Genomic DNA, 26,219 nt, shown 5'->3' with positions numbered 1-26,219 from the left:
AAAAAGCCCGGGAAGTCTCTCCCTCCTGCCGTCTTGCTTTTTTGCCGATAAAAAAAGAAAAGAACAGACGCGGCCGCTCTTTGCGCCGGAAAGGAGTCACTTATGGATTTCTCGGACATTCGCCGAAGCCTCGAAGAACAGCTGCACAGCATGCGAACAGACGAAGACGGCGGCTCTCTGCTTCGTGCGACCCTCGATCTTGTCCCCGATCTGATTGTTCTTAAAGACCGGGCAGGGCGTTGGTTGTTTGCCAATAAGCTGGTGCTTGAAACGCACGGACTCACCGAAGAACAATGCCTGAATCGGACGGATCTCGAACTCATCTTGCTCAGACCCGAACACAGGGAAGTATTCGAGAAAAATACGCAATCCGATCTTGCCGCGTGGGAAGCGGGACGGCCGCTGCGGATCGAGAAAACGCTGCCCGGAACGGACGGAAGTCTCCAGTACTGGGAAGTCGTCAAGACTCCGATCTTCGACGAACGCCGACGGCCGAAATGCCTGATCGTCGTCAGCCGCAATATTACCGAACGCATAATAAGCGAAAAAGCGCTCTTGGACCGGGAACTTCAGTACCGCCTGATCGCCAACCATATGACGGATATCGTTTCCATGCTGAAGCCGGACGGCGAAATCGTGTATGTGTCCCCTTCGCTTGAGCGCGTGCTCGGCCATTCTCCCGAACGTTTTTATGGCATCCGGGAGTTCCCTATCACCCATCCGGAAGATCTCGACAATCTCTATTCCGCTCTGCAGAACGCTTCCGAGCACAGACGCCGCACATTCCGGGACGACATTCGCCTGCTTCATCGCTGCGGCATCTATATGTGGTTCGAAATCGCGGTTTCCTTTGTCGAGCAGGGAGAAGGACAGGACGATTATCTGCTGGTCACGGCCCGTGATATCAGCGTCAAAAAAGACTACGAGCTTCAGCTGCAGTCCATGGCTTTCCGGGACTCGCTGACCGGAATTTCGAACCGGCGCCACCTGATGGACAGGCTGGAAGCGGAATTGGAAAAGGCGGACAGCACGGGAATTCCTTTCGCTCTGCTCTATCTGGACGTCGACAAATTCAAGGAAATCAACGATACGCTCGGTCACGCCGCCGGGGACGAGCTGCTGCTGCACATTGCCGAACGAATCGGCAAAAATTTGCGGGAAAGCGATCTGGTGGCCCGCCTCGGCGGCGACGAATTCGTCGTCCTGCTGCCGGAGACGGGCTGCTCGGAACAAATCGCCGCGATCGCGGATCGGATCTGCAGCGTGCTGGGCGAGCCTTGGCACATCGGCGGACACGAATTCACGACAACGTCTTCCTTGGGCATCGCCCTGTATCCGCAGCACGGCAGAAGCTCTTCGGAACTGCTGCACTGCGCCGATCGCGCGCTGTATGCAGCCAAACGCGAAGGACGCGCCCGGACGCAGTTTTACCGAAAAAGCGACGAATCCGGCGCAGCCACTTGAACTTGAACGTCCTTTCCGCTCCAAATCAAAAGCCTTCGGGAATTCCCGAAGGCTTTTTCCGTCGGCGGTCCGACGCTTGGTCCGACGGATCCCGCAGGCGATTCAGCCGATCGTCTCCACTACGTTCCCGTCGGGATCGCGCAGCAGCGTTTTGACGATGCGGATCGTCAGCGTCTTCATCGTCTCGAGGCGGAACTCGCCTTCTTTCGGCAGCAGCCGGCGGGACAGCTCGGCGGCGGCGTCGGCATTCAAATACAAATGCAGATCGCTCTCCGTCTCGACGACCCGGTTCTGCAGATCGGGAATCATCATGACCTGCGCGTCCGGGCCGATCAGCGTCAAATCGCGATTGTGCATCAACCGTCCCATCAAGATCCGCGCCAACGACTCGGCCTGTTTGGCCCCAAGCTCCAGCACGTACGAATTGCCTTTCAGCAGGCTGCGGCGTTCCTCCCAGACCAGACTTTCGAAATATAACGATCCTGTGTTCGACCCTTCCGCCCTTACGCCCAGTTCGGCGGCGCTGCGCAGGTCTGGTTCTTCCAACAGCGAATGCCGGTTCAGGTCCGTCAAGTACAAAGGAAGCCGAGGCTTCGCCAATTCGAGAAAGCTCCGCGTGTTCCACACTTTGATAAGATCCAGCTCGTCTCCCGTGATCCCGACCGCCTGCACGAATCGGAATCGGCCAAACGGAGAGACGGCGCTGCCCAGTTCGGGATCTTCGACGAAGGCGACCGCCGTAATCGGGGTGTCGCGATCGGCCTCGATCGGACCGTTCGCATCCAGGTGATGTCCCGGCTGAAAGCCGTTGCCGCTGTTGAACACGTAGCGGGCCAGATTTTGAAGGAAATTGATCGCCCACACCGGAGGCTGCTCTTCCCCTTCCCGGGCCAGACGCAGCGTCAGTTCAAAGCCGAATCCGCTGTATTCCGCGTTCCGCGATTCCTTTTCGTGCAGTTCCGTGAACCCGTAAGTCACGTAATGCCAGTGCGGCACGGGCTCTTCCCTCGCATAGACGCTTACTCCCTCCAGCGGATCTGGCCCGCCCAGGCGGTAGGAAATCATCGTTCCGTAGTGAAAAGGTTCGACTCCCGCATACAGCCTGTTCAGCGAAGCGTCGACGGCGTCCCAACCGGGCGACGTGTCTCCTGCTCCATGAAGCTCTTCGTCTTCTCTCATGCTTGCTCACGCCCTTTCTTGTCGTCCGATGCGGCACGGCCCGGCCGGCCGTTACCCATCCGAATTCAGTTTACCCGAAGCGGGGCTTTTTTGAAAATCCGGACGGCAAAAAGCCGGTCTCCGGGGCTTTTCGCCTTCGGAAACCGGCTTTTCGTCTCAGGGGCCCGCGCAGCGTGCCGCGGCTTTTCCCACTATTCCGTTTTGAACTTGGCGATTCTTGCGCGCAGCTCGTCGGCGCTGACGGACACTTCGCCCGACAGGTCGGAGATGCTCGAGATCGCCTGAGCCTGCTCCTGCGTCGAGGAGGCGGCCTCCTCCGTGCTGGCCGCGCTCTGCTCCGCGACCGCGGCGATATCCGTCATGATCGCCGACACATGGTCCGCGCTGTGCTTCAGCTCGTCCGAGGCGATCGATACTTCGCGAATCCGGCTCGTGATGCCGTCGACCGAGACGCGGATCACGTCGAACGCACCGCGCGTGGAAGAAGCGGCTTCGATCTGCTTGTCTACCATGGTCTGGAACTCCTGAATTTCGTCGATGCTTTGACGGCCCGCTTCCTGTACGCCTTCGAGCAGCGTGTCGATATCGGCCGCCGAAGCCCGGGTCTGCTCCGCAAGCTTGCGGACTTCGTCCGCCACGACGCTGAAGCCTTTGCCGTGCTCGCCGGCGCGCGCCGCCTCGATTGCCGCGTTCAAAGCCAACAGATTCGTCTGCTTGGCTACCGTATGAATCAGGCTGACGGCTTCCCCGATCTTCACGGTCTGTTCGCCGAGACGGCGGTTCGCTTCTTCGACGCGGCCCGCGGAACTGCGGCTCGCTTCCGTCAGTTCGCCCTGCGCGGCGACGGCTTGAAGTCCGCCTTTCATCGCGTCGGTGACCTCGTCTGCGCTCGACGAGGCGAGCCCTGCGCTGCTGGCGATCGCTTCGATCGAAGCGTTCATGTCGCCGAGCTGTTCGACGCCCGACTGGATGGAAGACGCTTGATCCGTGGCGCCTTTTGCGAGCTCTTCGATCACGACGGCGATCTGGTCGGAGATATGCTTGGCTCCTTCGGCCTGACCGTGCATATACTTGGCCGAATTTTCTACGCCTTCCGCCGAGCCGGCCGCGGCGTGAATCAATTCGCGCAGGCTGGCGGACATATCGTTGAACGCCGCGCCCAGCTTGCCGATTTCGTCCCGCCCTTTGACGTCGACTTTGACGGTCAAGTCTCCTTCGGCCATTTGCTGCGCGCTCTTCTGCAGCAAAATCAGCGGTTTGATCAGTCTTGCGGCGGCCACTACGGCCAGCACGGTCAGCAGCAGGGCAAGTCCGACAATGCCTCCGACAAAGAAGTTGCGCATCTGCACGTAATCGGCAAAAGCATGATTTTTGGACACGGAAGCCGCCACGATCCAGCCCGTTCCTTCCACTTTCTCATAGTGCAGCAGCTGCGGCTCGCCCTTGTACGTGTATTCCACGCTGCCCGATTCGTTTTCCAGCATCTGGTCCGCAATCTTGGCATAATCCGCCGATTCTTTAAGCGGCTTATTCACGCTGTCGGCATCCGGATGGGCCAGCACGACACCGGTCTTATCCGTCATGAAAGCAAATCCGCCGTCGATTTTGATATTATTGACCGTATCGGTAAGCGTCGTCAGACGCATATCTCCAGCCAGTACTCCTGCAAATTTTCCCGAAGCGTCTTGAAGCGGATACCCGATCGAGACCGCGTATTGATTGCTGGCCGGATCAAGATACGGGTTGCTGAAATTGAGCGCGTTGGCCGCTTTGGCTTCGATGTACCAAGGCCGCGCTTTTACATCGTAACCCTCACCCGGCACCCAGCCTACTCCGTCAACGAGCGTGCCGTCTTCAAGTCCGACATACATGTCGCCGATCTTATCTTTGTTCGATTCGGCTCTGAAAGCCTGAAGATGTTTTTCTTCGATTCGGTTCAGCGGCACGGTGGCCTTGAGGTTCAATGCTGTCGTTTCTACGACTTTGACGTTTCCGTTGATCCAGCCTCCGATTTCCTGAGACGTGTTTGTGGCTGTCGCACGCAAATTGTCGCCGATCGACTGTTCCGCTTCCTTTTTCATATTGCTCAACGCCGCCATACTAATGCTTCCCGTGCCGATAAGAGTAACCACAACTAGCAAAACAGCTAACTTCATTTTCAAGTTCATTGCAAACCCTCCTCTTTATGCTTGAAAGACTTTTATTGAATAGACAAGCGGCACCGTGGTGGGAAGAAAAAGAGCGGAGAAACGGAACCTTTGTTAGTTTCGATATTTATCGACATAAAGCGCGGAAAAATTAACATAAATTTCAATTTGCAAAAACAAAAATGCTGCGCAGCTTATTCGCTGTGCAGCATTCATCGGCTTGAGGTCGCTTAGCGCTTCGCGCCGTCCAATCAAGCGCCGTCGTTAAACGATTCGTGATGCAGATCGAGCATTTTTTTCAATACCCAGTCGTCCCGCTCGATCTTTGAATAATCGCCCGCTTCCCAGCGGACCATAATGTCTTCGAGCATTTCCGCGTTGTTGTAAATCCCCCGCTTTTGACCGCCGTCGATCATTTGATGAAGCAGGTTCAGACGCCATTTGGACGATAAAAAAATCGGGTACGAATCGGGCTTCAGCCTCTGTCCCGACAGCGTCTGCATCATGGCCACAATCACGAATTCGTCGGGCCATTCCCCTTTTTTGAGGCTCTCAATCAGTTCGGTCTCCGGCGTGCTGTCGATTACCCGAATATTCGGCGCGTCCGCGATAGGATTCGGCGCGACCGGATACCGATGCGTTCCGGACGAGGCCGCCCCGGCATGCGAAGTTCCGGCTCCGAGCAGCAGCGCGGCCGCAGCAGCGGCCATTATAGTCTTTTTCAAGTTTACGTCCCTCCTTGTTCGAGTTCTTTATAAAGACGCGCCGAAGACCGAAAACGTTGGCTTAAAATTTCGACCCGCCGGCCGCAATCAATCCCACCAAAAGCTCCATACCCGGCTGCTCTTCAAATGCGCCGCATACCGCCCGATCGAATCGAACGCTTCCAGCACGTAAGAACAGAAGATGAAATGCTCCCGGGCCAGATTCAGCGCTTCCTCGTCCGTTTCCGGCAGACGCGAAACTTGCAGCAGCCACGTATCTTCCGCGACGGCCGTCGGCACGGCGCCGAAGCGCTTCTGCCAATCGCGGAACAGGACGGCCTGCTCGATCGGCTGCGGGCATTCGTTGTAGCCGCCCATCGGCACGATCAGCGGTGCGGTCCAGGCTTCCGCTTCCGGCAGGTCGAGCAGCAGCAGTCCGTCTTCCCCATGACGCCCGACCCACGCCGAATCGGGCAGCTCGCCCGGTTCGTCCGGCCGACCGTCTTCGCCCGCGGCGGGCACGATCCGCTCGTCCAGCAGTTCGCCCTGCTCGTCCCATAGAGCGGCATAGGCGCCGTAGACATCGCGAATGCCGCCGTCGGCCGACGTCGGCAGCCCGCTGTCCGTCAGGGCCGAATCGACCAGACTTCGCAGCACATCGGCGGCGGAAGCGGCTTCGGCCGCCGCCCGCTGCCGTTCGGCATACAGGCGAATCGAGTCCTCGCCGTCCGCCGCTTCTTCCAGCATTTCCCCGATATTGTCTCCGGTTACGATCAGCACCCGCCGCATGCCTGCCGAAGCCCTAATCGGGAATTTGATCTCCTCCGCCTCGGCGGCCTTCACCCGATACTCCCGCAAAAAATTCAGCACATTTTCGCTCACGACCGACTTCCTCCTTGTTCCTGTTCTTCCTGTTCTGTTTCTAATATAGGCCAAGCCGGCGAGGAAGCCAAGCCCGGCGCATGGCCCTGCCTGCCGCGCGGCGCTCCGAATCCGTTCGCGTCACCAGCGCACCCGCTTCGTTTCCCTTTTCCACGCGATATACGCCAATGCCGCGGAAGCCAGCAGCAGAATACCCAAAGCGATCGGCGTCCGCAGCGGCGAGCGGCCCAAGCCTACTCCCAGCATATGATTGAGCAGGGGATTGAGCAGATAGTCGCTTTCGTAGAACAAGATCAACGTCAAGGCGACGGCTCCGGCAAGCACAACATAGTTGGGAGCGACCGAGGAAAAAAATACCGTCAGCAGCGCCGTCATCCAGCAGAGCACGAACACGGCCGCATACGTCGCCAGCACATACTGCAGGAAGCTGAGATCGTACCAGAACAGACCGCCCGCTTTCCCGTTAATGTCCGCCCCCATCAAAGTCCATGCGCCGCTGAAGCGGTAAGCGAGCAGCAAGACGACCAGCAGCGTCCCCGCAGCCAGAGTTCCCGCCCATAGGGCGGCAGCCGTTTTCATGCGGAACAAGCCGGTTATGCCCGCTTTCGACGATGCCTGCAGCTCGCCAAGCCCCGCGCGCCGGTCGCCGATCTGAATAGGCATGACGAGCATGGCGGTGATGAGCATGGCGGTCACGGCGAGTCGATTCAAAAGGTTCCAGGAACTATACATGCCTACGAAATTCGGCGGCAGCACCGATACCCAATCCCGGCTTTCCACTTCCGACGCCCTTTTTTTCTCCGCCTCGTTCATGCCCAGCGTATTCGCCGTCCCCATTTCGTAATATTCGATCCAATTCCGCGACGCCTGAAGCTCCGCGAACAGATCGGCTGCCGGCCCGGCCTCGACGATCCGATTCAACGGAAGCGTTCCGCCGTTTATCATGCGATCCCTCTTGACATATCTTTCGTAACTGTCCAGACCGGCTCGGGCAAAAGCCGGCGTCGAACGGATATAAGCGTCCGCTTCCGCAATCTTCGGCGCCAGCGACTGCTTGAACCGGTTGAACTCGGCTTCGTCGATTCGCAGTCCGTAGTCCGCTTCCATCTGCACGGCGACTGCGGTGTCCCAATCTTTGAAGGCTGCGCCGGGGTACATCGCTCGGAAAGGGTACAGCCACATCCCGACGAGCAGCAGCACCAGCAGCGCAAGCCCTACCCTTTTCGGCATAAACAATTTTCGGAACTCCAGCCAGACCGGCCGGATTTTTAAGCGCTCATAGCCGCTCGCGGATCGATTCGCAGGCGTATGCACAGCCGTTTTCATACCGATTCTCCCCTTTTCCCGCTCCCGGCCGGTTCGCGCGGAAACAGCATCCGCTCCGGCGCCCGACCTTCGGCATCCCGGTACACGTACAGAAACACATCCTCCAACGTCGGCTGCACGGCCTGCCACTGCGGCAGCGCCGATTCGGCTTCCGAGACGAAGCGCATCCGCCATCCGTCCGGCTCGCCGCGTTCGGCCAGGATCGCATAGCGTTCGCGAAAAGCGTCCGCTTCCGCGTCGCCAATTTTCGTTTCGTAGACACGCCCGGCCAGCATCAAGCAGATCCCCTCGGGCTTGTCTTTCGCGAACACGCGCCCGTCCTTCAGCAGAATAATTTCGTTCGCCGCCGACTCCACATCCGAGACGACATGCGTGGACAGGATCACGATGCGATCCCGGCCGAGCTGCGTCAGCAGGCTGCGGAATCTTCCGCGTTCCTTCGGATCGAGCCCGGCTGTCGGTTCATCCAGAATCAGCACGCGCGGATCGTTGAGCAGCGCCTGCGCGATGCCGACCCGCTGGATCATGCCGCCGGAGAACGTCTTCATTTTCCGCCGTTTCGCTTCGCCCAACGCTACCGCGTCCAGCAGAAGCTCGGAGCGCTCCGACGCTTCTTTGCGGTTCATTCCTTTGATCGCGGCGAGGTACTGCATATATTTCAAAGGGGTGTCTCCCGGATAATAGCCGAACCTTTGCGGGAGGTAGCCCAATTTCATGCGATATTTTTCGTCGAGGTCCGCAAGAGGTTCCCCGTCGTATAAAATTTCGCCTTCCGACGGGGGAAGCAGTCCGGCCAACATTTTCAGCAGCGTCGTTTTTCCCGCTCCGTTGGGCGCGAGCAGGCCGTACACTCCGTTTTGGAATTCCAGATCAAGTCTTTCCAGCGCCGGATCGTCCCCGTATCGCCGGCTTGCGGCACGCACAATCAGCATCCTTGTTCAGCTCCTTTTCGTTTGGGCATATTCAAGACAGTTTCGGCCGAAAATGGATCAGCTCCCGGGCCTGTCCGACGTAGATGGCGGCTCCCAGCAGAAGGAGTCCCAGATAGGCATAGATCGGAACGCCGGACAGCAGAACCCGGTAGCCGTGCGGCTCCGCGATCCACAGACCGGCATTGAGCAGCGGCCACAGGCCGACTGTCGCATAGCGGCCCGCCGCGGTTCTTCCGCGCAGCATTCCGTACAGGAACGCAGCCGCGAACGCGAACAGCGACGAAGCCGACAGCAGCAGCCCGCGCAGCAGATCCACCTGTCCGGAAGTCAGCGCAATCCAGCAGACAAATCCGGCATTCAGCACGAGACATACGGCGGAAAAAGTCAACATGCGGAGCGACGCGAGCTGATAGACGTTATAGCGGCAGGCCATTTCGACCTGATACGTGTCGCGCCTGCGCAGATCGGCGAAGAAAATCAGGGAGACGGCCAGGTACAGCAGAGGCGAGACGATAAAAATAAAGGCATAAAGGCTGTCCGCATTCGCGTTTTCCAGCATGAACAGCGCCATAAAAACAAGGATGCCCAACCCCAGCAGCAGCACGAACACGATCTCCGTCAAATCCCGGAACAAATGCCGGAAGCCGAGCTGACGGTACATGCCGCCGATATAAGCCGGAAACGAGGGGCGAACCGGCAGCGCCTTTTCCACGATGGAAGCGACATGCAGACGGATCTCCCGCTCGTCCGGATAATCGATGTCATCGAACGTCGACGGCGCGCTGCTTCGAATCCGATTGTTGCGATGGCTCTTCATTCCGCTCCTCCTCGAATGTTTGTTTGATCCTGCGGATCGCCGCATAATAATGGGTCTTGACCGTCGAATCGGGCAGGCTCATACTCTGCGCGATTTCGGCGAAAGTCTGCTCCGCGAACAGCTTCACCCGCACGATCTCCTGCGTGCGCCATTCGAACGTCCGCAGCAGCTCCAGCACCCGGCCCGCTTCTTCCCGCTGTTCGAATTCCAGGGTAAAATCTTCATCCGCCGCGAATTCGAAATCTTCGATCGGATCGGTCAGTTTGGTGTCCCGGTGCGCTCTTGAGCGAAAATGATCGATGACCCGATTCGTCGCGATGCGGTACAGCCAGGTACGCAGCGACGAACGCTTTCCTTCGAACGAGCCGATGCTGCGCAGCATGCTGACAAAAATGTCCTGTGTGAGATCGAGCGAATTTTCCCGATGCTGGAGCTGCCTGTACACGAAAGCGTAAATCTCCCGGTAATGGCGCGAAACCAGCTCGTCGGCGGCGGCACGGTCGCCTTTTCGCTGAATGCGTTTGATTAACTTGGCTTCGTTGACGTCTGTAAGCATGTCCCGTTTCGGCATATTCGCGCTTCCGCCGACCTCCTTTCGTTCGATCCGGTGGGACCGACTTCTCCGTCTAATCATATATGCGTCGACTCGGAGGAAAAAGTCGGGCTCGGCGCAAAAGAAATTAAATTTCTTTTCAAACGCACGAAAAAAGCTCCGGCGGAATTCCGCCGGAGCTTTGTCTGTAATCCCACGTACCGCAGGCGTCTAGCTCAGATGCCTTTCGTCTGCGGGTTAAGCCGCATGCCTTTGCTTTCTTTGCCTTCTTTCCCTTGGGCTTCTCTGCCGCGCGTTTCCGAAGAAGATTCCGCAGCGGTTCGCGCGCCCGCCGCCGGCGCCTTGAGCAGCAGGGCGATCAGGAACGAGATCGCGCACAGCGCGCCGATCACGAGGAACGTCGGCTTGAACCCGCCGAGCAGAGCCGCGATAAAGGACGCGGACAGGGCGCCGAGGCCGAAGCCCTGGTAGATGACGCCGTAATTTTTGCCCTGGTTCTTCAGGCCGAAGAAGTCGCTGACGATCGCCGGGAACACCGTGATATTGCCGCCGAAGCAGAAAGCGATCGCCGCCACGCTGGCGAAGAACAGCGGATAGCTCAGCGCCGCGAAGCTCAGGACCATGACGGCCGCGAACGTGACCAGCAGCGCGCCGGAGACGACTCTGAGGCGGCCGACTTTATCGGACAGCGGGCCGAGGATCAGCCGTCCCGCCGTGTTGAAGATCGCGATCATCGCTACCGCGTTGGCGGCGGTCGCCGCGTCCAGGCCGGCCAGCTGCACGCCGATGTCCTTGACGATGCCGATCAGGTACAGTCCGCTCATGCAGGCCGTGAAGAAGACGACGAACAGCAGGTAAGCCTGTTTGGTCTTGAGCATTTCTTTGACGGTATAGTCTTTGACGCGAACGCCCGAAGCCGATATCGGAGCCGCGGCGACCGCCGCTTCGCGGATCAGCAGCGAGCCGAGCACGACCATCGCCAGCACGATGATGCCCCAGATGAGAAAAGCCTGCGACACGCCGCGCGATTCGATCATGGCGCCGTTGACGTATTTGAAGATCAGGCTGCCCGTGCCATAGGCGCCGACCGACACGCCGGACATAAGCCCTTTATGCTTCGGGAACCATTTGATCAGGTTGGACAGCGACGTCATGTACGCCGTACCGTCCGCGTAGCCGACAAGCACGCCGGCGACCAGATACAGCAGACCGAGCGACGACACCTGCGAGGAGAGCATCAATCCGATACCGAGCAGAATGCCGGAAGCGGCGATCAGTCTGCGGATGCCGAATTTGTCCTGCAGCCTGCCGGAGAATAAGGTGGCGAAAGCGAGCGCGAAGCTTGTGATCGAAAATGTCATCGCCGTTCCGCCGAGCTCCCAGCCGAATTTATCGGCGAGCGGCTGGTTGAACAGGCTCCACGTATAAATGGTGCCGAGGCCCATCTGCACGATGATCGTCCCGATGACGATCCACAGGCGATTCACTTTCATAGCGGCATTATCTTGCGAACCCGAAAAGTTGGAGGAAGAAGCTGTAACGGTTTTCATTATTATTCCTTCTCTCATTCGTTATGCGTTCCTTATGGCTTTAGTATAAGCAGTCCGGCCGTTTCGGAAGCGTTTTTGGAATGAGATGCCGCCCAAGCGGAATGAAATGCACGGGAACCGTCACGAACGTTTTGAAACCGCTTAAATGCGCATGAGCTGACGGAATTCTTTGGATTTGCTGCGGCTGACCGGCACTTCGGCGTTCATATCGCGCAGACGCAGCAAGTACGTGTTGTTGAACCAAGGTACGATCTCCCGGATCTTCGACAGATTGACCGTGTAGGAACGGTGGCAGCGAAAAAATTTATCCTGCGGCAGATTCGCTTGAAAATCCGAGATGCTCATGTGCATGACATACTCTTCTTTGCGCGTGTAAACGAGCGTCGTTTTTTCCTGCGCGGACGCGTAGTAGATGTCGTCCGCGTCGACCACGATGATCTTGTCGTCCTTGTACAGATTGATGCGGCGGCTGCCGGACGGGCGGCCCGCTTCCGAAAGTTCCTGCGGCGACGCGCCGGATAACGGAGAGGCCGAAACCGCAGACGGTTCGCCCGAAGCCCCCGGCGGAGAGATTCCCGTTTCCCCTTCTTTTTTCGCCGCGAACGCCGCTTCGAGCTTGTGCAGCATCGCCGCGATCCGGGGCTCGTGATACGGCTTCAGAATATAATCGAACGCTTCGATCTCGAACGCCTCCGCCGCGTGTTCCTTATAGGCCGTCGTGAATACGATATACGGCCTGCGCGCGAATTTGCTGATGCTTTTGGCGAGCAGCACGCCGTCGAGCGACGGAATGTTGATATCGAGAAAAATGACGTCCACGTCGCTGCCCTGCAAAAATTTAAGCACGTCGATCCCGTCCTCGAATTTGCCGACGATCTCCACCGAGCTGTTTTTGCCGATCAGATAGTCCAATTCCTCCATCGCGAGAAATTCGTCTTCCACGATAATGCCTTTCATGCTCATTCCGTTCTCCCCTTTCTTACCGTAAATCCGATTACCGTCCCTTTTTCGAGCCTGCGGATGTCCACGCCTTCCCCGTAAATGAGCTTCAGCCGCTCGTGCACGTTCGACAGCCCGATTTTGTTCGACGGCATGCCGCCGCGGCGGATGTTCTCGATCACCGATTCGTCGATGCCGACGCCGGTGTCCGCGATCTCGAAGCGCACGGCCTCCCCTTCGTTTTTGACCCGAATGGTGACCGTTCCTCTCCCTTTGTCCTTCAAAATGCCGTGCACGATCGCGTTCTCGACCAGCGGCTGGATGATCAGGCTCGGAATTTTCACGTCCGTCTCGTCGTCGATGTCGTATTCCACCTGCAGCCGGCTGCCGAAGCGCGCTTTCTCGATTTCGACGTAATCTTTCACCTGTTGCAGCTCCCGGTGCACGTCGATCAATTCGTCGTTGAGTTCCAGGTTGTAGCGCAGATACCCGGACAGATTGATGATCAGCTCGCGCGCCTTGTCGGGATTCAGACGGATGGACGACGCGATCGCGTTCAGCGCGTTAAACAGGAAATGGGGACTGATCTTCGTCTGCAGCGCCTTGATCTCGGCCTTGTCCGCCATTGCCTTGATCTGTTCCACCCGGGACACTTCCATCAGCGTGGAAATGATCTGCGACAGCCCGACGGCCAGCTCGCGCAGCGAATACGTGATCTGGTGGGCATGCCGATAGTAAATTTTCAGCGCTCCCGTCACGACCCCTTTTTCCTGCAGCGGAATGATAATCATCGATTTGATCCACTCGTTCCGGTGATCGGCGTCGTTGTTGCGAATGGTGATGCTGCCGCTTCGGATCGTCTGCTTCGTCTCCTCCGTCATGATCTCGTGCCCGATATTGTAGCGCTCCTGCCCGAAGCCGGAATACGCCAAAATATGGCTCGTATCCGTGATCGCCACGGCGTCCGCGCCGATCTTCTCCTCGATGATCTCGCAGATCCGCAGCAGCGACGCACTGTCGACTTTGCGGAAATACGGCAGCGTCTCGTTGGCGATGTCGAGCGCGAGCTTCGCCTGCTTGGCCGCCACGTACTCTTTTTCGTCTTCCACGCTCTGCACGAGCATGACGATCAGCCCGATCATGACCTGGGCGAAAATCATCGGCGCGGCGATCTTGGACACGATGTCCGCTCCCAGTTCGTAAGGCTGCGCGAGCAGCAGAATCAAGCCCATCGTCAGCACTTCGCACAGCATGCCGGCGACGATCCCGTAATACCAGCGCTTAGGCTTGGGCACTCGCAGATGGATGACGCCCGCGACGATGCCCGCCACGATGCTGGTAATCAGACACGGCACGGCGGTCACGCCGCCGATGTCGATCAGATAACGGTGCACGCCGGACACGAGTCCCGTCACGATCCCGACCCAGGGACCGAACAGCAGCCCGCCCGACAGGATCGCCACGATGCGCACGTTGACGAGCGAGCCCTCCACGCTGATCCCCATATACGTCCCGAAAATGGCGAACAGCCCGAAGATTACCGTGACGGTCACGAGATCCTGCGGGCGGTATTCTTCTTTTTGAAAGACGGCTTTAAAGCGCGGGATGCGCGTCAGCACGAACAAGCACATGAGCAGCAGCGAACCCCGTTCGAACAGCTGCAAAAAAATAGTCAGCGGATGCGAAGAATCCATGGCGTTCCTCCTCCTTACTCGGTTTTGAATTTCAAACGCGCCGCGCTTCCGACGGATTTACTTGTCAGACTTATCTTTTGACGCGAAAAAGAAAGCCGCCGGCATAGACGCCGGCAGCCCTGCGAACGGACCGTTCTCTCAGTCGATCAGCTCGCCGCGGAACAGTTCCTGCGTTTCCAGCGAGCTCCGCAAATTTTCGTAAGCCGGCGAAGTCCAGAAGAACGAATCTTCCACCAGCTTCGCGGCGTCGTCGCGCGCCTGCTCCAGCACTTTGAAGTCGGCGACCATGTCCGCGACTTTGAATTCCGGCAGACCGCTCTGCTTTGTGCCGAAAAAGTCGCCCGGACCTCTCAGTTCCAGGTCTCGCCGCGACACTTCGAAGCCGTCGTTCGTATCGGTCATGACGCCCATGCGCTGACGGCCCAGCTCCGACTTCGGATCGGCGATCAGCACGCAGTACGACGCATGCTGACCTCGGCCGACCCGGCCGCGCAGCTGATGCAGCTGCGACAGGCCGAACCGGTCGGCGTCCATGATGACCATGAGCGTCGCGTTCGGCACGTCGACGCCGACTTCGACGACGGTCGTCGAGACGAGCAGATGCGTTTCGCCCGCGTAGAACTGCCGCATCGTTTCTTCTTTCTCCGCGGCGCTCATCCGGCCGTGCAGCAGGCCGACCTTGTAATCGGGCAGCGCCTGGCTCATCTGCATATGCAGATCGATGGCGTTCTGCACGTCCAGATTCTCCGACTCCTCGATCAGCGGGCAGATCATGTAAGCTTGACGGCCCTGGCTCACTTCGCGGCGGATGAAGCCCAGCACCCGCTCCATCATCTCGTGCTTGACCCAGTACGTCTCGATCGGCACGCGCCCTTTGGGCCGTTCCGCGATGGTCGAGACGTCCATATCGCCGAACGCCGTGATGGCGAGCGTACGAGGGATCGGGGTCGCCGTCATCGTCAGCACGTCGGGATTGTAGCCTTTGCGGCGCAGCACGCTGCGCTGGTTGACGCCGAAGCGGTGCTGCTCGTCGGTGACGACAAGGCCCAGCGCCCGGAAATTGACGTCTTCCTGAATGAGCGCGTGCGTGCCGACCAGAATATCGATCAAGCCCATCTGCAGGCCGGCGAGCAGATCTTTGCGTTTGCGTCCGGTCACGCTGCTCGTCAGCAGGCCGACCGTGATGCCGAACGGCTCGAACATTTTTTGCAGCGAGCGCGAATGCTGTTCGGCCAAAATTTCGGTCGGCACCATCAGCGCGCCTTGGAAGCCGGAGCGCACCGTCGTGAACAGCGCGACGGCGGCCACGGCCGTTTTGCCGGAGCCGACGTCGCCCTGAAGCAGACGGTTCATGCAGGCTTCCGAACGCATGTCTTTGAGAATTTCCAACTCGACGTTCTTCTGATCGTCGGTCAGCTCGAACGGCAGGCTGCGCACGAACTCGCGGATCGTGGCGTTGGGCGTCGTATGCACGACGCCGTCCCGCCGTTCCCGGTTCAGCGAACGGAACGCCTGCAGCCTGAGCTGGAACAGGAACAATTCCTCGTAGACCATGCGCTTGCGCGCTTCCTGCCCCTCGGCGATGTCGCCGGGCTGGTGCAGCAGGCGGATCGCCTGCGGGCGCGGCATCAGCTCGTACTTGTCGACCAATTGTTGCGGCAGCACCTCTTCCAGATGCTCGCCGTACTGGTCGAGCGCGCTGCCGATCGCCTTGCGCAGCGAATTCTGGGTAAGATTGCCGGCGATGGAGTAGACCGGCTGAAGCGAACCGCTGCGAATGACGCCGCGGTCAGGGAACTCCGAATGCGTCACGTTCATCTGCAGACGGCGTCCGTCCCATTTGCCGGTCAGAATGATCTCGCGGTCCAGCTCCAGCTGATCCTTGAGATAATTCCGGTTGAACCATACGGCCGTAAACATCGAATAATCCGCCAGCACCTTGCAGCTCAGCTTGGTCTTTTTGCCGAAACGCTGCACGATCGGCATGCCGACGATCTTCGCCTGTACGGTCGCTTTGTCCCCGTCCTTCACGTCGCCGAGCGATTTTTGCCGGAAATCTTCGTAACGAAACGGAAAATATTCGATAAGATCCTTAACGGTAAAAATGCCAACGGCGTGAAGCTCCTCCGCTCTCCGGGCGCCCACACCGTTGACTTCTTTCACCGGGATTTGATCCAGGCGTATGCTCATTATGCTCTCCTTCTATTTGACGGAAGGCCAGATATAAATCGCGTTGCAGCCGGGCCCCACGTGCGTGCCGACGACGGAGCCGATATGCGAGTAGACGACGTCGCCGACCTCGAAATGCCCACGAAGCAGTTCGAGAATTTCGTCGGCCGATTCCGGCTGCACGGTATGTCCGATCGCCACGTCCACCCGTCCGACGCCGCTCAGCTCCTGCTTGAACAGCTCCACGACCCGGGCCAGCGCCTTCTTGCGTCCTCTGGCCTTCTCTACCGCGTAAATGACGCCTTCCTTGTCGATCGACAGGATCGGCTTGATGTTAAGCAGCGTGCCGAGCACGGCCGCCGCGCGGCCGATGCGGCCGCCTTTTTGCAAATACTCCAGCGTATCGACGAGAAAATACAGGCTTCTCGCCGATTTCAGCCTTTCCACCTCGGCTTCGATCTCCTGCGGCGTGCTTCCGGCCTGCGCCATTTCCGCCGCGCGGACGACCATCAGGCCGAAGCCGTACGAAGCGGAACGGGAATCGATCATCGTAATGTTCGCGTCTTCGTTTTCCAGCATGGACTTTCCGAGCGTCGCGGACTGGAACGTGCCGCTCATGCCCGTCGAGATATGGATCGAGACGATCGGCGCGCCCGGATGTTCGTCCAGAATGCGCTGATACGCGGCGGTGAAATCCGCCGGGGAAGGCTGCGACGTCGTCGGCAGCTTGTCTGCGGCGACCAGGCGCCTGTAGAATTCCGGCGCCTTGATATCGACGCCGTCCATCAGCGCTTCGTCGCCGAACATGACTTTGAGCGGCACGACGACGATGCCGAGGCGCTGAATCAATTCCTCCGGAATATCGGATGTGCTGTCGGTTACGATAATCGGGTTCATCCTGTCACCGTCCTTTAAGTTAGAGGGGCGGCCTGGTGAAACCTTAAAATCCTATTCGTTCAGTTCGGAATCATAGGCTTCCGAACTGAACGAATCGAATTCCTAAGATCCCATACGGCCGGTTGTGGTGCGGGAAAGAATGATCAAGCTTCGACCGAGAACATGTAGTCGTAGACCGGCTGGCCGCCGCTGTGGAATTCCACTTCGGCGTCCGGGTACTCGGCTGCCAGCCACTCCGCCAGATCCGCCGTTTCGGCTTCCGAAGCGTCTTCTCCGGCGAGCAGCGTGACGATCTCGTCGCCGCTCTCGATCATGGCCGCCAGCAGGTTCCGGCTCGTCGTCAGACGGTCGGCCGCGGTCGCGACGATCTTGGAGTTGTAGATGCCGATATAATGCCCGGCCGTAATCTCCAAATCGTCGAACGTGGTGTCGCGAACGGCGTGAGTGACCTGGCCGGTCTTGACCCGCTTGATCGCTTCGTTCATCTGCGCCTCGTTCGCTTCCGGACTTTCGTCTTCCTGGAAGGCGAGCGCGGCCGCGATGCCCTGCGGGATGCTCTTGCACGGCACGACCGTGACCTGGCGTTCTCCTTCGAGCAGGTCGCGCGCCTGCTGCGCGGCAAGCACGATGTTCGAGTTGTTCGGAAGCAGGAAAATATGCTGAGCGGACAATTGGGCGATCGCATTGACGAAATCTTCCGTGCTCGGGTTCATCGTTTGTCCGCCGGACAGCACGATATCCACGCCGAGACTTTTGAAGATTTCCTCGATGCCCGCTCCGCTCGCGATGGCGATGAAGCCGTAAGGCGCCACTTCGTCGGCAGGCATCGCCGCCGTCTCTTCGTGAGCCGCCGCAGGCGCCGGCATGTCGGCGAACAGTTCCGGCGGAGCGGCTCCGTCCATGCCGGCATGCAGCAGATCGCGGTGCTGCTCGCGCATGTTCAGGATATGAATCTGCGTGATTTCGCCGTAGCGCAGAGCCAGCGTCATGACTTCGCCCGGCGTCTTGGAATGAACGTGCACTTTGACGATGTCGTCGTCCGCAATGATGATGATGGAATCCCCGTTCACGGACAACGCTTGACGGAAAGCTTCTTCGTCGAACTTGTCGCGCGGTCCGTCCCCGAGGCCGCGATTGATGAAGAATTCCATGTCGTACAGGAATTCGATGTTTTCCGTATCGAGCTGTGACTGCGCGGAAGCTTGAACGTTCGCCGCGGCGGGAGCGGATGCGGGAACCGGCTGCTTTTGCAGAGCCGGCGCGCCGGCCGCTGCCGGCTTGTCTCCGCTTGCCGAGGCTCCGTTTTCCAAGTAGTCGAGGAAGCCCTCGTAGATGTAGACCAGGCCTTGGCCTCCCGAATCGACGACGCCGACCTGCTTCAGCACCGGCAGCTGATCCGGCGTACGGTCGAGCGCGTACTGGGCTCTCGCCAGCACTTCGCGCATCAATTCGACGACATCCGTCGTACGGCGAGCGTAAGCGCCCGCATGCTTTGCCGCTTCGCGGGCAACGGTCAGAATCGTGCCTTCGACCGGCTTGACGACCGCTTTGTAAGCCGTATCGACGCCGACTTGAAGCGCCGCCGCGAACTGAATCGCGTTCAGTTCCTCATGCGAAGCCGCATATCGGCCGAAGCCCCGGAACAGCTGCGACAGGATTACGCCGGAATTGCCGCGCGCGCCCATCAGCAGTCCTTTGGACAGCACGGTCGCCGACTGACCGATCGAAGCGGAACTGCGCTCGCGCAGATCGGTTACCCCCGCCGTCATCGTCAAATTCATATTGGTGCCCGTGTCGCCGTCCGGCACCGGGAATACGTTCAGCGCATTGACATGCTCTGCCTGGCGCGAAAGTCTCTCCGCACCCGCCAACACCATGCCCGTAAAATCAGTTCCGTTAATCGAACGCCTGCTCAATGAAAATTCCCCTTCCTAAACCTGCTGGATACGCGGACGCCAAGCAAAAGGCGGCGACCGCTCTCTATTTCGATGTTGAGACCCTTATATTCCTTCGCTGTATGCCCGCCGGCCCCTGTAGGCTCGTGCGCGCATCGGAAACCCGGTTTCCGTCCCCCGCGGCGGCGCGCTGTCGGCTTGCGCCCGTTTCCTTGCATCCGTTTCGGATTTCATACGGACGAACCGCCTTTCGGTCCCATACATCATGAGCCCTTTGCAAAATCCGGGCAAAGTTCAAATCAGATTTTGCAAAAGGCCCCACCTAATATTGTACTATAAGCGCACGTAGAAATAAATAAAGTTTTTAGAACCGTTGACGGAGCTTTTTTGCGTGTGGTATGATGTTTTAAGTGTTGCTTATGTAGGTTTTATCTAAGCAAGGAGGTGTCATTCATGGCTCGCAGATGTTTTGTAACGGGTAAAAAACCAAGCTCTGGTAATCACGTTTCCCACGCTAACAACCGCAACCGTCGTTCTTGGGGAGTTAACGTCCAAAAGGTTCGCATCCTCGTAAACGGCAAACCGAAACGCGTATACGTCAGCACCCGGGCTCTCAAATCCGGTAAAGTGACTCGCGTTTAATCCAGATATAGACGAGAAAACACCTTCTTTCGAAGGTGTTTTTTTAGTCTATCGTCCGCCTTCGGGCATCGTCGACTGCGAAAAGATTCCGCGGACGACGCCCGTTAGGGCCGTTTTTTCCGTAACGAAACAAAAAGCCGAAAGCACGCGCTCCGCACGGAGCCGTCCTTCGGCTTTTTGTCTTTTTGCGCCGTTCTTCAGATCAGGCCCATCCGGTAGCGGATCGCGGAAATGAGCACGGTGAAAAACAGAAAATACACCAGCGTCCAGACCACGAAAGAAATCCGGCCGCCCCGCGTCTCGATTTTGCGGAAATACCAGACGACGAGTCCCGCCGCCAGCAGACCGACCAGAGCGTTGAACGGTACCGGCAAAAAAGCGAAGATGGCGATCAGCAGGCCGGACACGGAGGTGACCAGCGCAAGCATCAGCGTCGACTTGAAATTGTTCATTCGCCGCGCTCTGCCCCCGCGCGAATCGCCGAAATGGCGGCGGCACGGTCGCCCGCGCCGTAGACGGCGCTGCCGGCTACCAGCACGTCCGCTCCGGCGGCGACCACCTTGCCCGCCGCATCCGCGGCGATCCCGCCGTCGACTTCGATGTGCAGACCGCTCATGCCGAGCGAATTCGCCAGCTGCCGCGTTTCCCGGATCTTGTTTACGGTTCGCTCGATGAATGCCTGTCCGCCGAAGCCCGGGTTAACCGTCATGATCAATACGAGGTCCAGATCTTCCAGCACCTCGCGAATCGCGGATACAGGAGTCCCCGGATTCAGCGCAACGCCGGCTTTTACGCCGTGCTCCTTGATCAAGTGCACGACCCGATGAAGATGCACGCAGGCTTCGGCATGGACGGTAATGACCGAAGCGCCCGCTTTCGCGAATTCCGGGATATAGTTTTCCGGATTTTCGATCATCAGGTGCACGTCAAGCGGCAGATTGGTCAGCGGCGCGATCGATCGCATGATCGGGGCGCCGAACGAGATGTTCGGCACGAAATGCCCGTCCATCACGTCGACGTGCAGCCAGTCCGCGCCGCCGTTTTCCACTTCCTTGACGTCGGCTCCCAGCTTCGAGAAATCCGCGGACAAGATCGAAGGTGCAATCAGTACCATAAGTCAATACCTCCGTTTTTTATCTTTCATTTCTTGGTGAAAAGCGGCATAGTGCTTGTACCGGCTTGCGGCGATCTCTCCCCGCTCCAGCGCTTCGAGCACCTTGCATCCCGGTTCGTGCGTATGGGTGCAGCCGCGGAATTTGCAGCCTTCGGCCAGCGGCACGAATTCGCGGAAGCAGCTCGCGAGTTCCTCGACGCCCAATTCCAGAAAATCCAACTGACTGAAGCCCGGCGTGTCGGCAATATAGCCGCCGCCTCCCAGTTCGACCAGTTCCACGTGGCGGGTCGTATGACGGCCCCGGCCGAGCCGGAGGCTGATTTCGCTCGTCTGCAGATCCAGGTCGGGGAACATCGCGTTGAGCAGCGAGGATTTGCCGACGCCCGACTGGCCGGAGAAGACGCTGATCTCGCCCGCCAGCCGCTCCCGCAGCCGCTCGGCTCCCAAGCCTTGAGGAGAGCTCGTTTCCAGCACCTCGTACCCGATCGACGTATACAGCTCCCTGGCGCGTTCCACGTCTTCGCGGGTCTTCGCGTCGTCTCCGATCAGGTCCATCTTCGTCAGACAGATCAACGCATCCAGCCCCTCATGCTCGATATGTACGAGGAACTTGTCCAGCAGATTGAGATTCAGATCCGGTTCTTTGACCGAAAACACCAGCACCGCCAGATTGACGTTCGCCACCGGCGGACGAATCAATTCCGTCGATCGAGGCTTCACTTCCGTTACCGTACCCTCTCCGTTTTCGGTCAGGGCGTAGACGACCCGGTCGCCGACCAGCGGCGATTTGCCCTTAATGCGGAATACTCCGCGCGCCCGGCACTGAATCGCCGGCTCGCCTGGAGCAGCCTCGTCGTCCTTCACATAATAATAACCGCTTAACGCCTTTACGATTAATCCTTCAGGCATGCTTCACCTTCCTTTGTCCGTAACGGGAGCGGGCCGGACTTCCGTCCGGCCTGCGTTCTGCCCGTTTGATGGTCGGCCGGCTTATTGCCGGCCCTTGCCGTTCCCGTTACCATTTCCGTTGCTTTTGCCGTTTCCGTTGCCCCTGCCATTATTGGACTTTTCCTGCGAAGCCTCTGCCGCCGCTGCGGACGCCGTGGTCTTGCCGGGCGGCACGAAAGCCGACGGATCGGCTTCTTCCTCGCCGGTGTCTTCGCCCTGACCTTCCTGCCCGTTTTCCGGAGCGTTTTCAACGTTCGCTCCCTCGTCCGGCTCGGCATTCCCTTCGTTTTGGGCGCCGTTGTCGGCCGGAGGATCGACCGGTGCCGGCTCTGCGGGAGGAGGCGTCGGCTCAGGTTCTTTTTTCGGCATTTCCGGCTGCTGGAACGTCCCCCGGGCCGCTTCCGTGTAATCGACCGGATAAGTCGCGATGAGGGCTCCGTCCCGATAAACGGTAATCGCTCCGTTGCGATTCGGGGCGAGCACAAGCGATACCGGGAAAATGCGGAGCGAGGAAATCGTGTCCTGCCCCCATTCGATCCGCTCGCCGCGCGCGTCGCTGTATTCGATGCGGATTTTCGACGCCACGCCTTCCTGCGAAGGCTCGACCGGCACCTTAACGGTAAAGTTCAGCGCCTCCGGAGGAATGCCCGAACTGACGACAAATTTGACCGTCGCGCCCGGCTTGATCTCCGTTCCCGCCTGGGGATCCTGGCTCACGACTTTGCCTTTGTCTACCGTGAAGCTCGGTTCCTCCTGCGAAGACGGCGCCAACGCCTGTCCGTTGATCGCATCCAGCGCTTCCTGGCGCGTCTTGCCGACGACATCCGGCACCTGCTTGTTTTCGACGCCCTTGCTGACGGTCAGCGTCACGGTCGCTTGATCGGGATCGAAGTCTTCGCCCGCCTGCGGCGACTGCGCGATCACCGTCTCCGGATCGGAGTTGTCGAAGCTCTCGCTGCGCACGATCCGGTCTTCCGTCACTCCCAGGGCGACCAGGTCTCTCCGGGCTTCGTCATAGTTCGACGAAGTCAGCGACGGCATCTTGCTCAGCGGCTTCTCCGAGCCGACCGTCAGCAGCACCGAAGCGCCTTCCTTGACGCTTAAGCCTTCCGGCTTGCTCTGCTTGAACACCGTGCCCGCTTCCGTCGAAGGATCGTACTCGTACTTGACGCCCTCGACTTCCAGCTGACGTTCGGCCAGCGTATTGCGGGCCTCGTCTTCCGTCATGCCGACCACGTTCGGCACCGTCGTTTCCGGCACGACGAACTGCCGGCTCCAATACATGACCCCGATAAAGACGATAGCCAGCACCAGCAGCGTGGAACCGATAATGATCGCCGGTTTTTTCCAATTCTTTTTGCCGCCCGGCTGGGCTTTTCCTTTGCCGGCGGCTTCGCCGCGCTGCATCTCCGCCGAAGGCGGGGTATACGAGGAGCGGATTGCCGGCACGACCAGCGTACGATCGGCATCGTCGTTGTCGTCGAAGTTGACTTTTTGCTCGTCGCGGCGCGAAGGCAGCAGGCAGGTATCGAGGTCGCTCTGCATTTCGGATGCCGAGGAGTAGCGTTCAGACGGGTTTTTGCGCATCGCCCGGACGATGATGTTCTCCACGCTCTGCGGAATCATCGGGTTAAGCTTGCGAGGCTCTTCGAACTCGTCCTGCAAATGCTTAAGCGCCACGCTGATCGGACTCTCTCCTTCGTACGGAAGCGCGCCGGTCAGCATCTGATAGAGCACGATGCCGAGCGAGTACAGATCCGACTTTTCGCCGGCCGTCACGCCTTTGGCGTGTTCCGGGGAGAAATAATGGACGGAGCCCACGACCGAACCGGTCTGGGTGATCGTCGTCGACGTAACGGCCCGGGCAATCCCGAAGTCGGTCACTTTTACGCGCCCATTGCGTCCGATCAAGATGTTATGGGGCTTGATGTCCCGGTGAATGATCTGATTGTTATGCGCGTGATCGAGCGCGTCGCAGATCTGCGACGCGATGCGAACCGCTTCCTCGACGGGCAGCGGCGCTCTCTCCTTGATGACTTCATCCAGGTCGCGCCCTTCGATATATTCCATGACGATGTACTGCACTTCGCCGTCCTGCCCCACGTCGTAAATGCTAACGATGTTCGGATGGGACAGCGAAGCGGCAGACTGCGCTTCCCGCCGGAAACGACGAATGAATTCTTCGTCGTGCATGAACTGCTGGCGCAGCACTTTAACCGCGACGAAGCGGTTCAGCAGCAGGTCGAGCGCCTTGTACACCAGCGCCATCCCCCCGCCGCCTACACGCTCCAAAATCTCGTAGCGGCCGCTGAACACCTGACCGATCATTGTACCCACTCCTTCGTCGCCGCGTCCTGACCGGCGCGCCCGTTTTCAAACAAGGCGACCGTAATGTTGTCGTCGCCTCCGGAATTCAGCGCCATTCGAACCAGCTTATGCGCGCGATCTTCGAGCGCCGCACCCGGCTTCAGCACCGTGCGCATCATCTCGGCTTCGGCCACGAAATTGCTGAGTCCGTCGCTGCACAGAATCAGGGCCTCTCCCCGGTTCAAGGCCACCCGCCCGAGATCGACCTTCACTTCCGCATCGGTTCCGAGCGCTCTCGTCAGCACGTTTCGCCGCGGATGCGAACCGGCTTCCTGCGGACTGATCTGACCGCTTTTGAGCAGCTCGTTCACGAGCGTATGATCGTCGGTCAGACGCTCGATGCCGTCCGAATCCACCTTGTAGGCCCGGCTGTCGCCGATATGTCCGATAATTCCTTCGGCTCCGCTGAGCAGCACGGCTACGACCGTCGTCCCCATGTTGTGGTAGCGGATGTCCGATTCTCCCTGCCGGTACACCACTTCGTTGGCATGCAAAATCGCGTCGCTGAGCGCGGCTTCGCAAGCTTCGAGCGACAGGCCGGGTTCCAGCCCGCTCAAGTCGGCGACGATCGTCTCGACCGTCAGCCGGCTTGCCGTATCTCCGGCCAGGTGGCCGCCCATTCCGTCCGCCACGATGCCCAGCGTATAGCCGCCCGGCTTGATCCGGCCGACCCACGACAGGTCTTCGTTGATGCTGCGTACGTTTCCGATATGCGTTGCATGAACGGTATGAATCACCTAACTCACCTCGCAGCCTTTTCCTGTCCTTTTTCCATATGCTTGGCGCGCAGTTGCCCGCAGGCGGCCGCAATGTCGTGCCCCTGTTCCCGGCGGATCGTCGCATTGATGCCGTTTTCGGTCAAAATGCGCTGGAAGTTGAAAATGTCGCTGCGCGACGTGCGGACATATTTGCGTTCCGGCACGTGGTTGACCGGAATCAGATTGACGTGCGCCATACGGGTCTTGAGCACGTCCGCCAGTTCCTGGGCATGCTCGGCCTGGTCGTTTACCCCGCCGATCAGCGCGTATTCGAACGTCAGGCGGCGTCCCGTTTTTTCCACGTAGTAATCGAGCGAGGCCATGACGTCTTCGAACGGGAAGCGGCGGTTGACCGGCATCAGCTTGGAACGCAGCTTGTCGTTCGGCGCGTGAATGGAAATCGCCAGATTGATCTGCGTGTCTTCGTCGGCGAACTTGTAGATGTTCGGCACGATGCCGCTTGTCGAAACGGTAATGTGGCGCTGTCCGATGTTCAGACCTTTTTCGTGAATCATGATGCGCAAAAACTTCATCGTGGCGTCATAGTTCTCGAACGGTTCGCCCGAACCCATGATGACGATGCTGCTTACGCGCTCGCCGTCCGCGTCGAGAATTTTTTGCGCTTCCACGACCTGGGCCACGATCTCGCCGGCCGTCAGATTCCGCTTCAATCCGCCCAGCGTGGACGCGCAGAACGTGCAGCCGATGCGGCAGCCGACCTGGGTCGTCACGCAGACGCTGTTGCCGTAATTGTGCTTCATGACGACCGTCTCGATCGCGTGTTCGTCGTGCAGGCCGAAGAGGAACTTTACCGTGCCGTCTTTGGATTTGAACTTGGTGATTTCGTTCAGCGTCACGAACGCGAACTGCTCGTCCAGCTTGGTGCGCAGCGCCTTCGACAGATTGGTCATTTCCTCGAAGCTGGACACTCTCTTGACGTACAGCCAATCGAAAATTTGGTCGGCGCGGAACGCCGCTTCGCCGTTCTCCTTGACCCACTGCTGCAGGTCGTCGAGATTATAATCGTATATGAAAGGTTTCATGTTGTCGGATATCCCCTGTTCGTTGATTTATTGACTTTACCGCTTTCCATCTTATCTATATTAGCACAAAAGCCGTCCATGCTAAAGAAGAACCCCGGCCGTCCCGTAACGGGCTTCGGCGGAGGTCCCTCTTTATTATCGGTCGGAGATGTCTTTTTGCTGCGGTCCCGTTCAAAAGAAGCACCGGCGCCGTCCAAAA

22 protein-coding genes are annotated in these 26,219 nt (G+C 58.9%); 2 read left to right on the top strand and 20 right to left on the bottom strand.

Annotation, left to right across the window (positions count from 1 at the left end; all coding sequences use genetic code 11):
- Window positions 1–102 precede the first annotated feature (102 nt).
- Window positions 103–1,464: a sensor domain-containing diguanylate cyclase gene (locus GYN08_RS01770; protein WP_166271918.1), complete on the top strand. Its 1,362-nt coding sequence runs from the start codon at window positions 103–105 to the stop codon at window positions 1,462–1,464.
- A gap of 102 nt (window positions 1,465–1,566) precedes the next feature.
- On the opposite strand, the gene GYN08_RS01765 is transcribed toward GYN08_RS01770, so the two are convergent.
- The 14 genes from GYN08_RS01765 to GYN08_RS01700 all read right to left on the bottom strand — a co-directional run bounded on the left by GYN08_RS01765 (window position 1,567) and on the right by GYN08_RS01700 (window position 19,169).
- Window positions 1,567–2,643 (bottom strand): suppressor of fused domain protein, encoded by a 1,077-nt coding sequence (locus GYN08_RS01765; protein ID WP_166271916.1) that lies wholly within the window; start codon window positions 2,641–2,643, stop codon window positions 1,567–1,569.
- 191 nt (window positions 2,644–2,834) lie between these two features.
- Window positions 2,835–4,811, bottom strand: a complete 1,977-nt coding sequence (locus GYN08_RS01760) for a methyl-accepting chemotaxis protein (protein ID WP_166271914.1) — start codon at window positions 4,809–4,811, stop codon at window positions 2,835–2,837.
- 230 nt (window positions 4,812–5,041) lie between these two features.
- Entirely contained in the window at window positions 5,042–5,515 is a 474-nt protein-coding gene (locus GYN08_RS01755) for a hypothetical protein (RefSeq protein ID WP_166271912.1), read from the bottom strand.
- An 87-nt stretch (window positions 5,516–5,602) separates the two neighbouring features.
- Window positions 5,603–6,376: a DUF4253 domain-containing protein gene (locus GYN08_RS23910; protein WP_328802543.1), complete on the bottom strand. Its 774-nt coding sequence runs from the start codon at window positions 6,374–6,376 to the stop codon at window positions 5,603–5,605.
- A gap of 120 nt (window positions 6,377–6,496) precedes the next feature.
- Window positions 6,497–7,702, bottom strand: coding sequence for a hypothetical protein (locus tag GYN08_RS01745; protein ID WP_166271910.1), 1,206 nt, complete (start codon window positions 7,700–7,702; stop codon window positions 6,497–6,499).
- Window positions 7,699–8,634: an ATP-binding cassette domain-containing protein gene (locus GYN08_RS01740; RefSeq protein ID WP_166271908.1), complete on the bottom strand. Its 936-nt coding sequence runs from the start codon at window positions 8,632–8,634 to the stop codon at window positions 7,699–7,701. The genes GYN08_RS01745 and GYN08_RS01740 overlap by 4 nt, the downstream gene beginning before the upstream one ends.
- Before the next feature lie 31 nt (window positions 8,635–8,665).
- The gene (locus GYN08_RS01735) at window positions 8,666–9,451 is read right to left on the bottom strand and encodes a hypothetical protein (RefSeq protein WP_166271906.1); all 786 of its coding nucleotides are present in this window, start codon (window positions 9,449–9,451) and stop codon (window positions 8,666–8,668) included.
- Window positions 9,396–10,022 (bottom strand): RNA polymerase sigma factor, encoded by a 627-nt coding sequence (locus tag GYN08_RS01730; protein WP_166271904.1) that lies wholly within the window; start codon window positions 10,020–10,022, stop codon window positions 9,396–9,398. Before GYN08_RS01730 ends, GYN08_RS01735 begins: the two co-directional genes overlap by 56 nt.
- A 197-nt stretch (window positions 10,023–10,219) precedes the next feature.
- Window positions 10,220–11,497: an L-lactate MFS transporter gene (locus GYN08_RS01725; RefSeq protein WP_166271902.1), complete on the bottom strand. Its 1,278-nt coding sequence runs from the start codon at window positions 11,495–11,497 to the stop codon at window positions 10,220–10,222.
- Between the two features lie 198 nt (window positions 11,498–11,695).
- Window positions 11,696–12,511 (bottom strand): LytR/AlgR family response regulator transcription factor, encoded by an 816-nt coding sequence (locus GYN08_RS01720; protein ID WP_166273068.1) that lies wholly within the window; start codon window positions 12,509–12,511, stop codon window positions 11,696–11,698.
- 2 nt (window positions 12,512–12,513) lie between these two features.
- Window positions 12,514–14,187 (bottom strand): sensor histidine kinase, encoded by a 1,674-nt coding sequence (locus GYN08_RS01715; RefSeq protein ID WP_206023566.1) that lies wholly within the window; start codon window positions 14,185–14,187, stop codon window positions 12,514–12,516.
- Between the two features lie 138 nt (window positions 14,188–14,325).
- Window positions 14,326–16,377 carry an ATP-dependent DNA helicase RecG gene (gene recG, locus GYN08_RS01710; protein WP_166271900.1) on the bottom strand — a complete coding sequence of 684 codons (2,052 nt, stop codon included), beginning with the start codon at window positions 16,375–16,377 and terminating at the stop codon, window positions 14,326–14,328.
- Window positions 16,378–16,389: 12 nt separating this feature from the next.
- Entirely contained in the window at window positions 16,390–17,253 is an 864-nt protein-coding gene (locus tag GYN08_RS01705) for a DegV family protein (protein ID WP_166271898.1), read from the bottom strand.
- Between the two features lie 143 nt (window positions 17,254–17,396).
- Complete coding sequence (locus tag GYN08_RS01700; protein WP_166271896.1) at window positions 17,397–19,169, bottom strand: DAK2 domain-containing protein; 1,773 nt, start codon at window positions 19,167–19,169, stop codon at window positions 17,397–17,399.
- A 432-nt stretch (window positions 19,170–19,601) separates the two neighbouring features.
- Here GYN08_RS01700 and rpmB point away from each other — a divergent pair, with 432 nt between their 5' ends.
- Complete coding sequence (rpmB, locus tag GYN08_RS01695) at window positions 19,602–19,790, top strand: 50S ribosomal protein L28 (protein ID WP_087796850.1); 189 nt, start codon at window positions 19,602–19,604, stop codon at window positions 19,788–19,790.
- A 197-nt stretch (window positions 19,791–19,987) separates the two neighbouring features.
- On the opposite strand, the gene GYN08_RS01690 is transcribed toward rpmB, so the two are convergent.
- From GYN08_RS01690 to rlmN, 6 genes are all read right to left on the bottom strand, one after another.
- Entirely contained in the window at window positions 19,988–20,242 is a 255-nt protein-coding gene (locus GYN08_RS01690) for a hypothetical protein (RefSeq protein ID WP_166271894.1), read from the bottom strand.
- The gene (gene rpe, locus GYN08_RS01685; protein WP_166271892.1) at window positions 20,239–20,904 is read right to left on the bottom strand and encodes a ribulose-phosphate 3-epimerase; all 666 of its coding nucleotides are present in this window, start codon (window positions 20,902–20,904) and stop codon (window positions 20,239–20,241) included. Before rpe ends, GYN08_RS01690 begins: the two co-directional genes overlap by 4 nt.
- A gap of 3 nt (window positions 20,905–20,907) precedes the next feature.
- Window positions 20,908–21,813, bottom strand: a complete 906-nt coding sequence (rsgA, locus tag GYN08_RS01680; RefSeq protein WP_166271890.1) for a ribosome small subunit-dependent GTPase A — start codon at window positions 21,811–21,813, stop codon at window positions 20,908–20,910.
- A gap of 81 nt (window positions 21,814–21,894) precedes the next feature.
- Window positions 21,895–24,180, bottom strand: a complete 2,286-nt coding sequence (gene pknB, locus GYN08_RS01675; RefSeq protein WP_166271888.1) for a Stk1 family PASTA domain-containing Ser/Thr kinase — start codon at window positions 24,178–24,180, stop codon at window positions 21,895–21,897.
- On the bottom strand, window positions 24,177–24,956 hold the full coding sequence (locus tag GYN08_RS01670; protein WP_166271886.1) for a Stp1/IreP family PP2C-type Ser/Thr phosphatase: 780 nt from the start codon (window positions 24,954–24,956) through the stop codon (window positions 24,177–24,179). Before GYN08_RS01670 ends, pknB begins: the two co-directional genes overlap by 4 nt.
- A gap of 5 nt (window positions 24,957–24,961) precedes the next feature.
- Window positions 24,962–26,020, bottom strand: a complete 1,059-nt coding sequence (gene rlmN, locus GYN08_RS01665; RefSeq protein ID WP_166271884.1) for a 23S rRNA (adenine(2503)-C(2))-methyltransferase RlmN — start codon at window positions 26,018–26,020, stop codon at window positions 24,962–24,964.
- Window positions 26,021–26,219 lie beyond the last annotated feature (199 nt).

This window comes from Saccharibacillus alkalitolerans, assembly GCF_011090185.1.
Lineage (GTDB): Bacteria > Bacillota > Bacilli > Paenibacillales > Paenibacillaceae > Saccharibacillus > Saccharibacillus alkalitolerans.
Note: the sequence above shows the minus strand (reverse complement) of the source record. Positions and strands in the feature narration are given on the sequence as shown.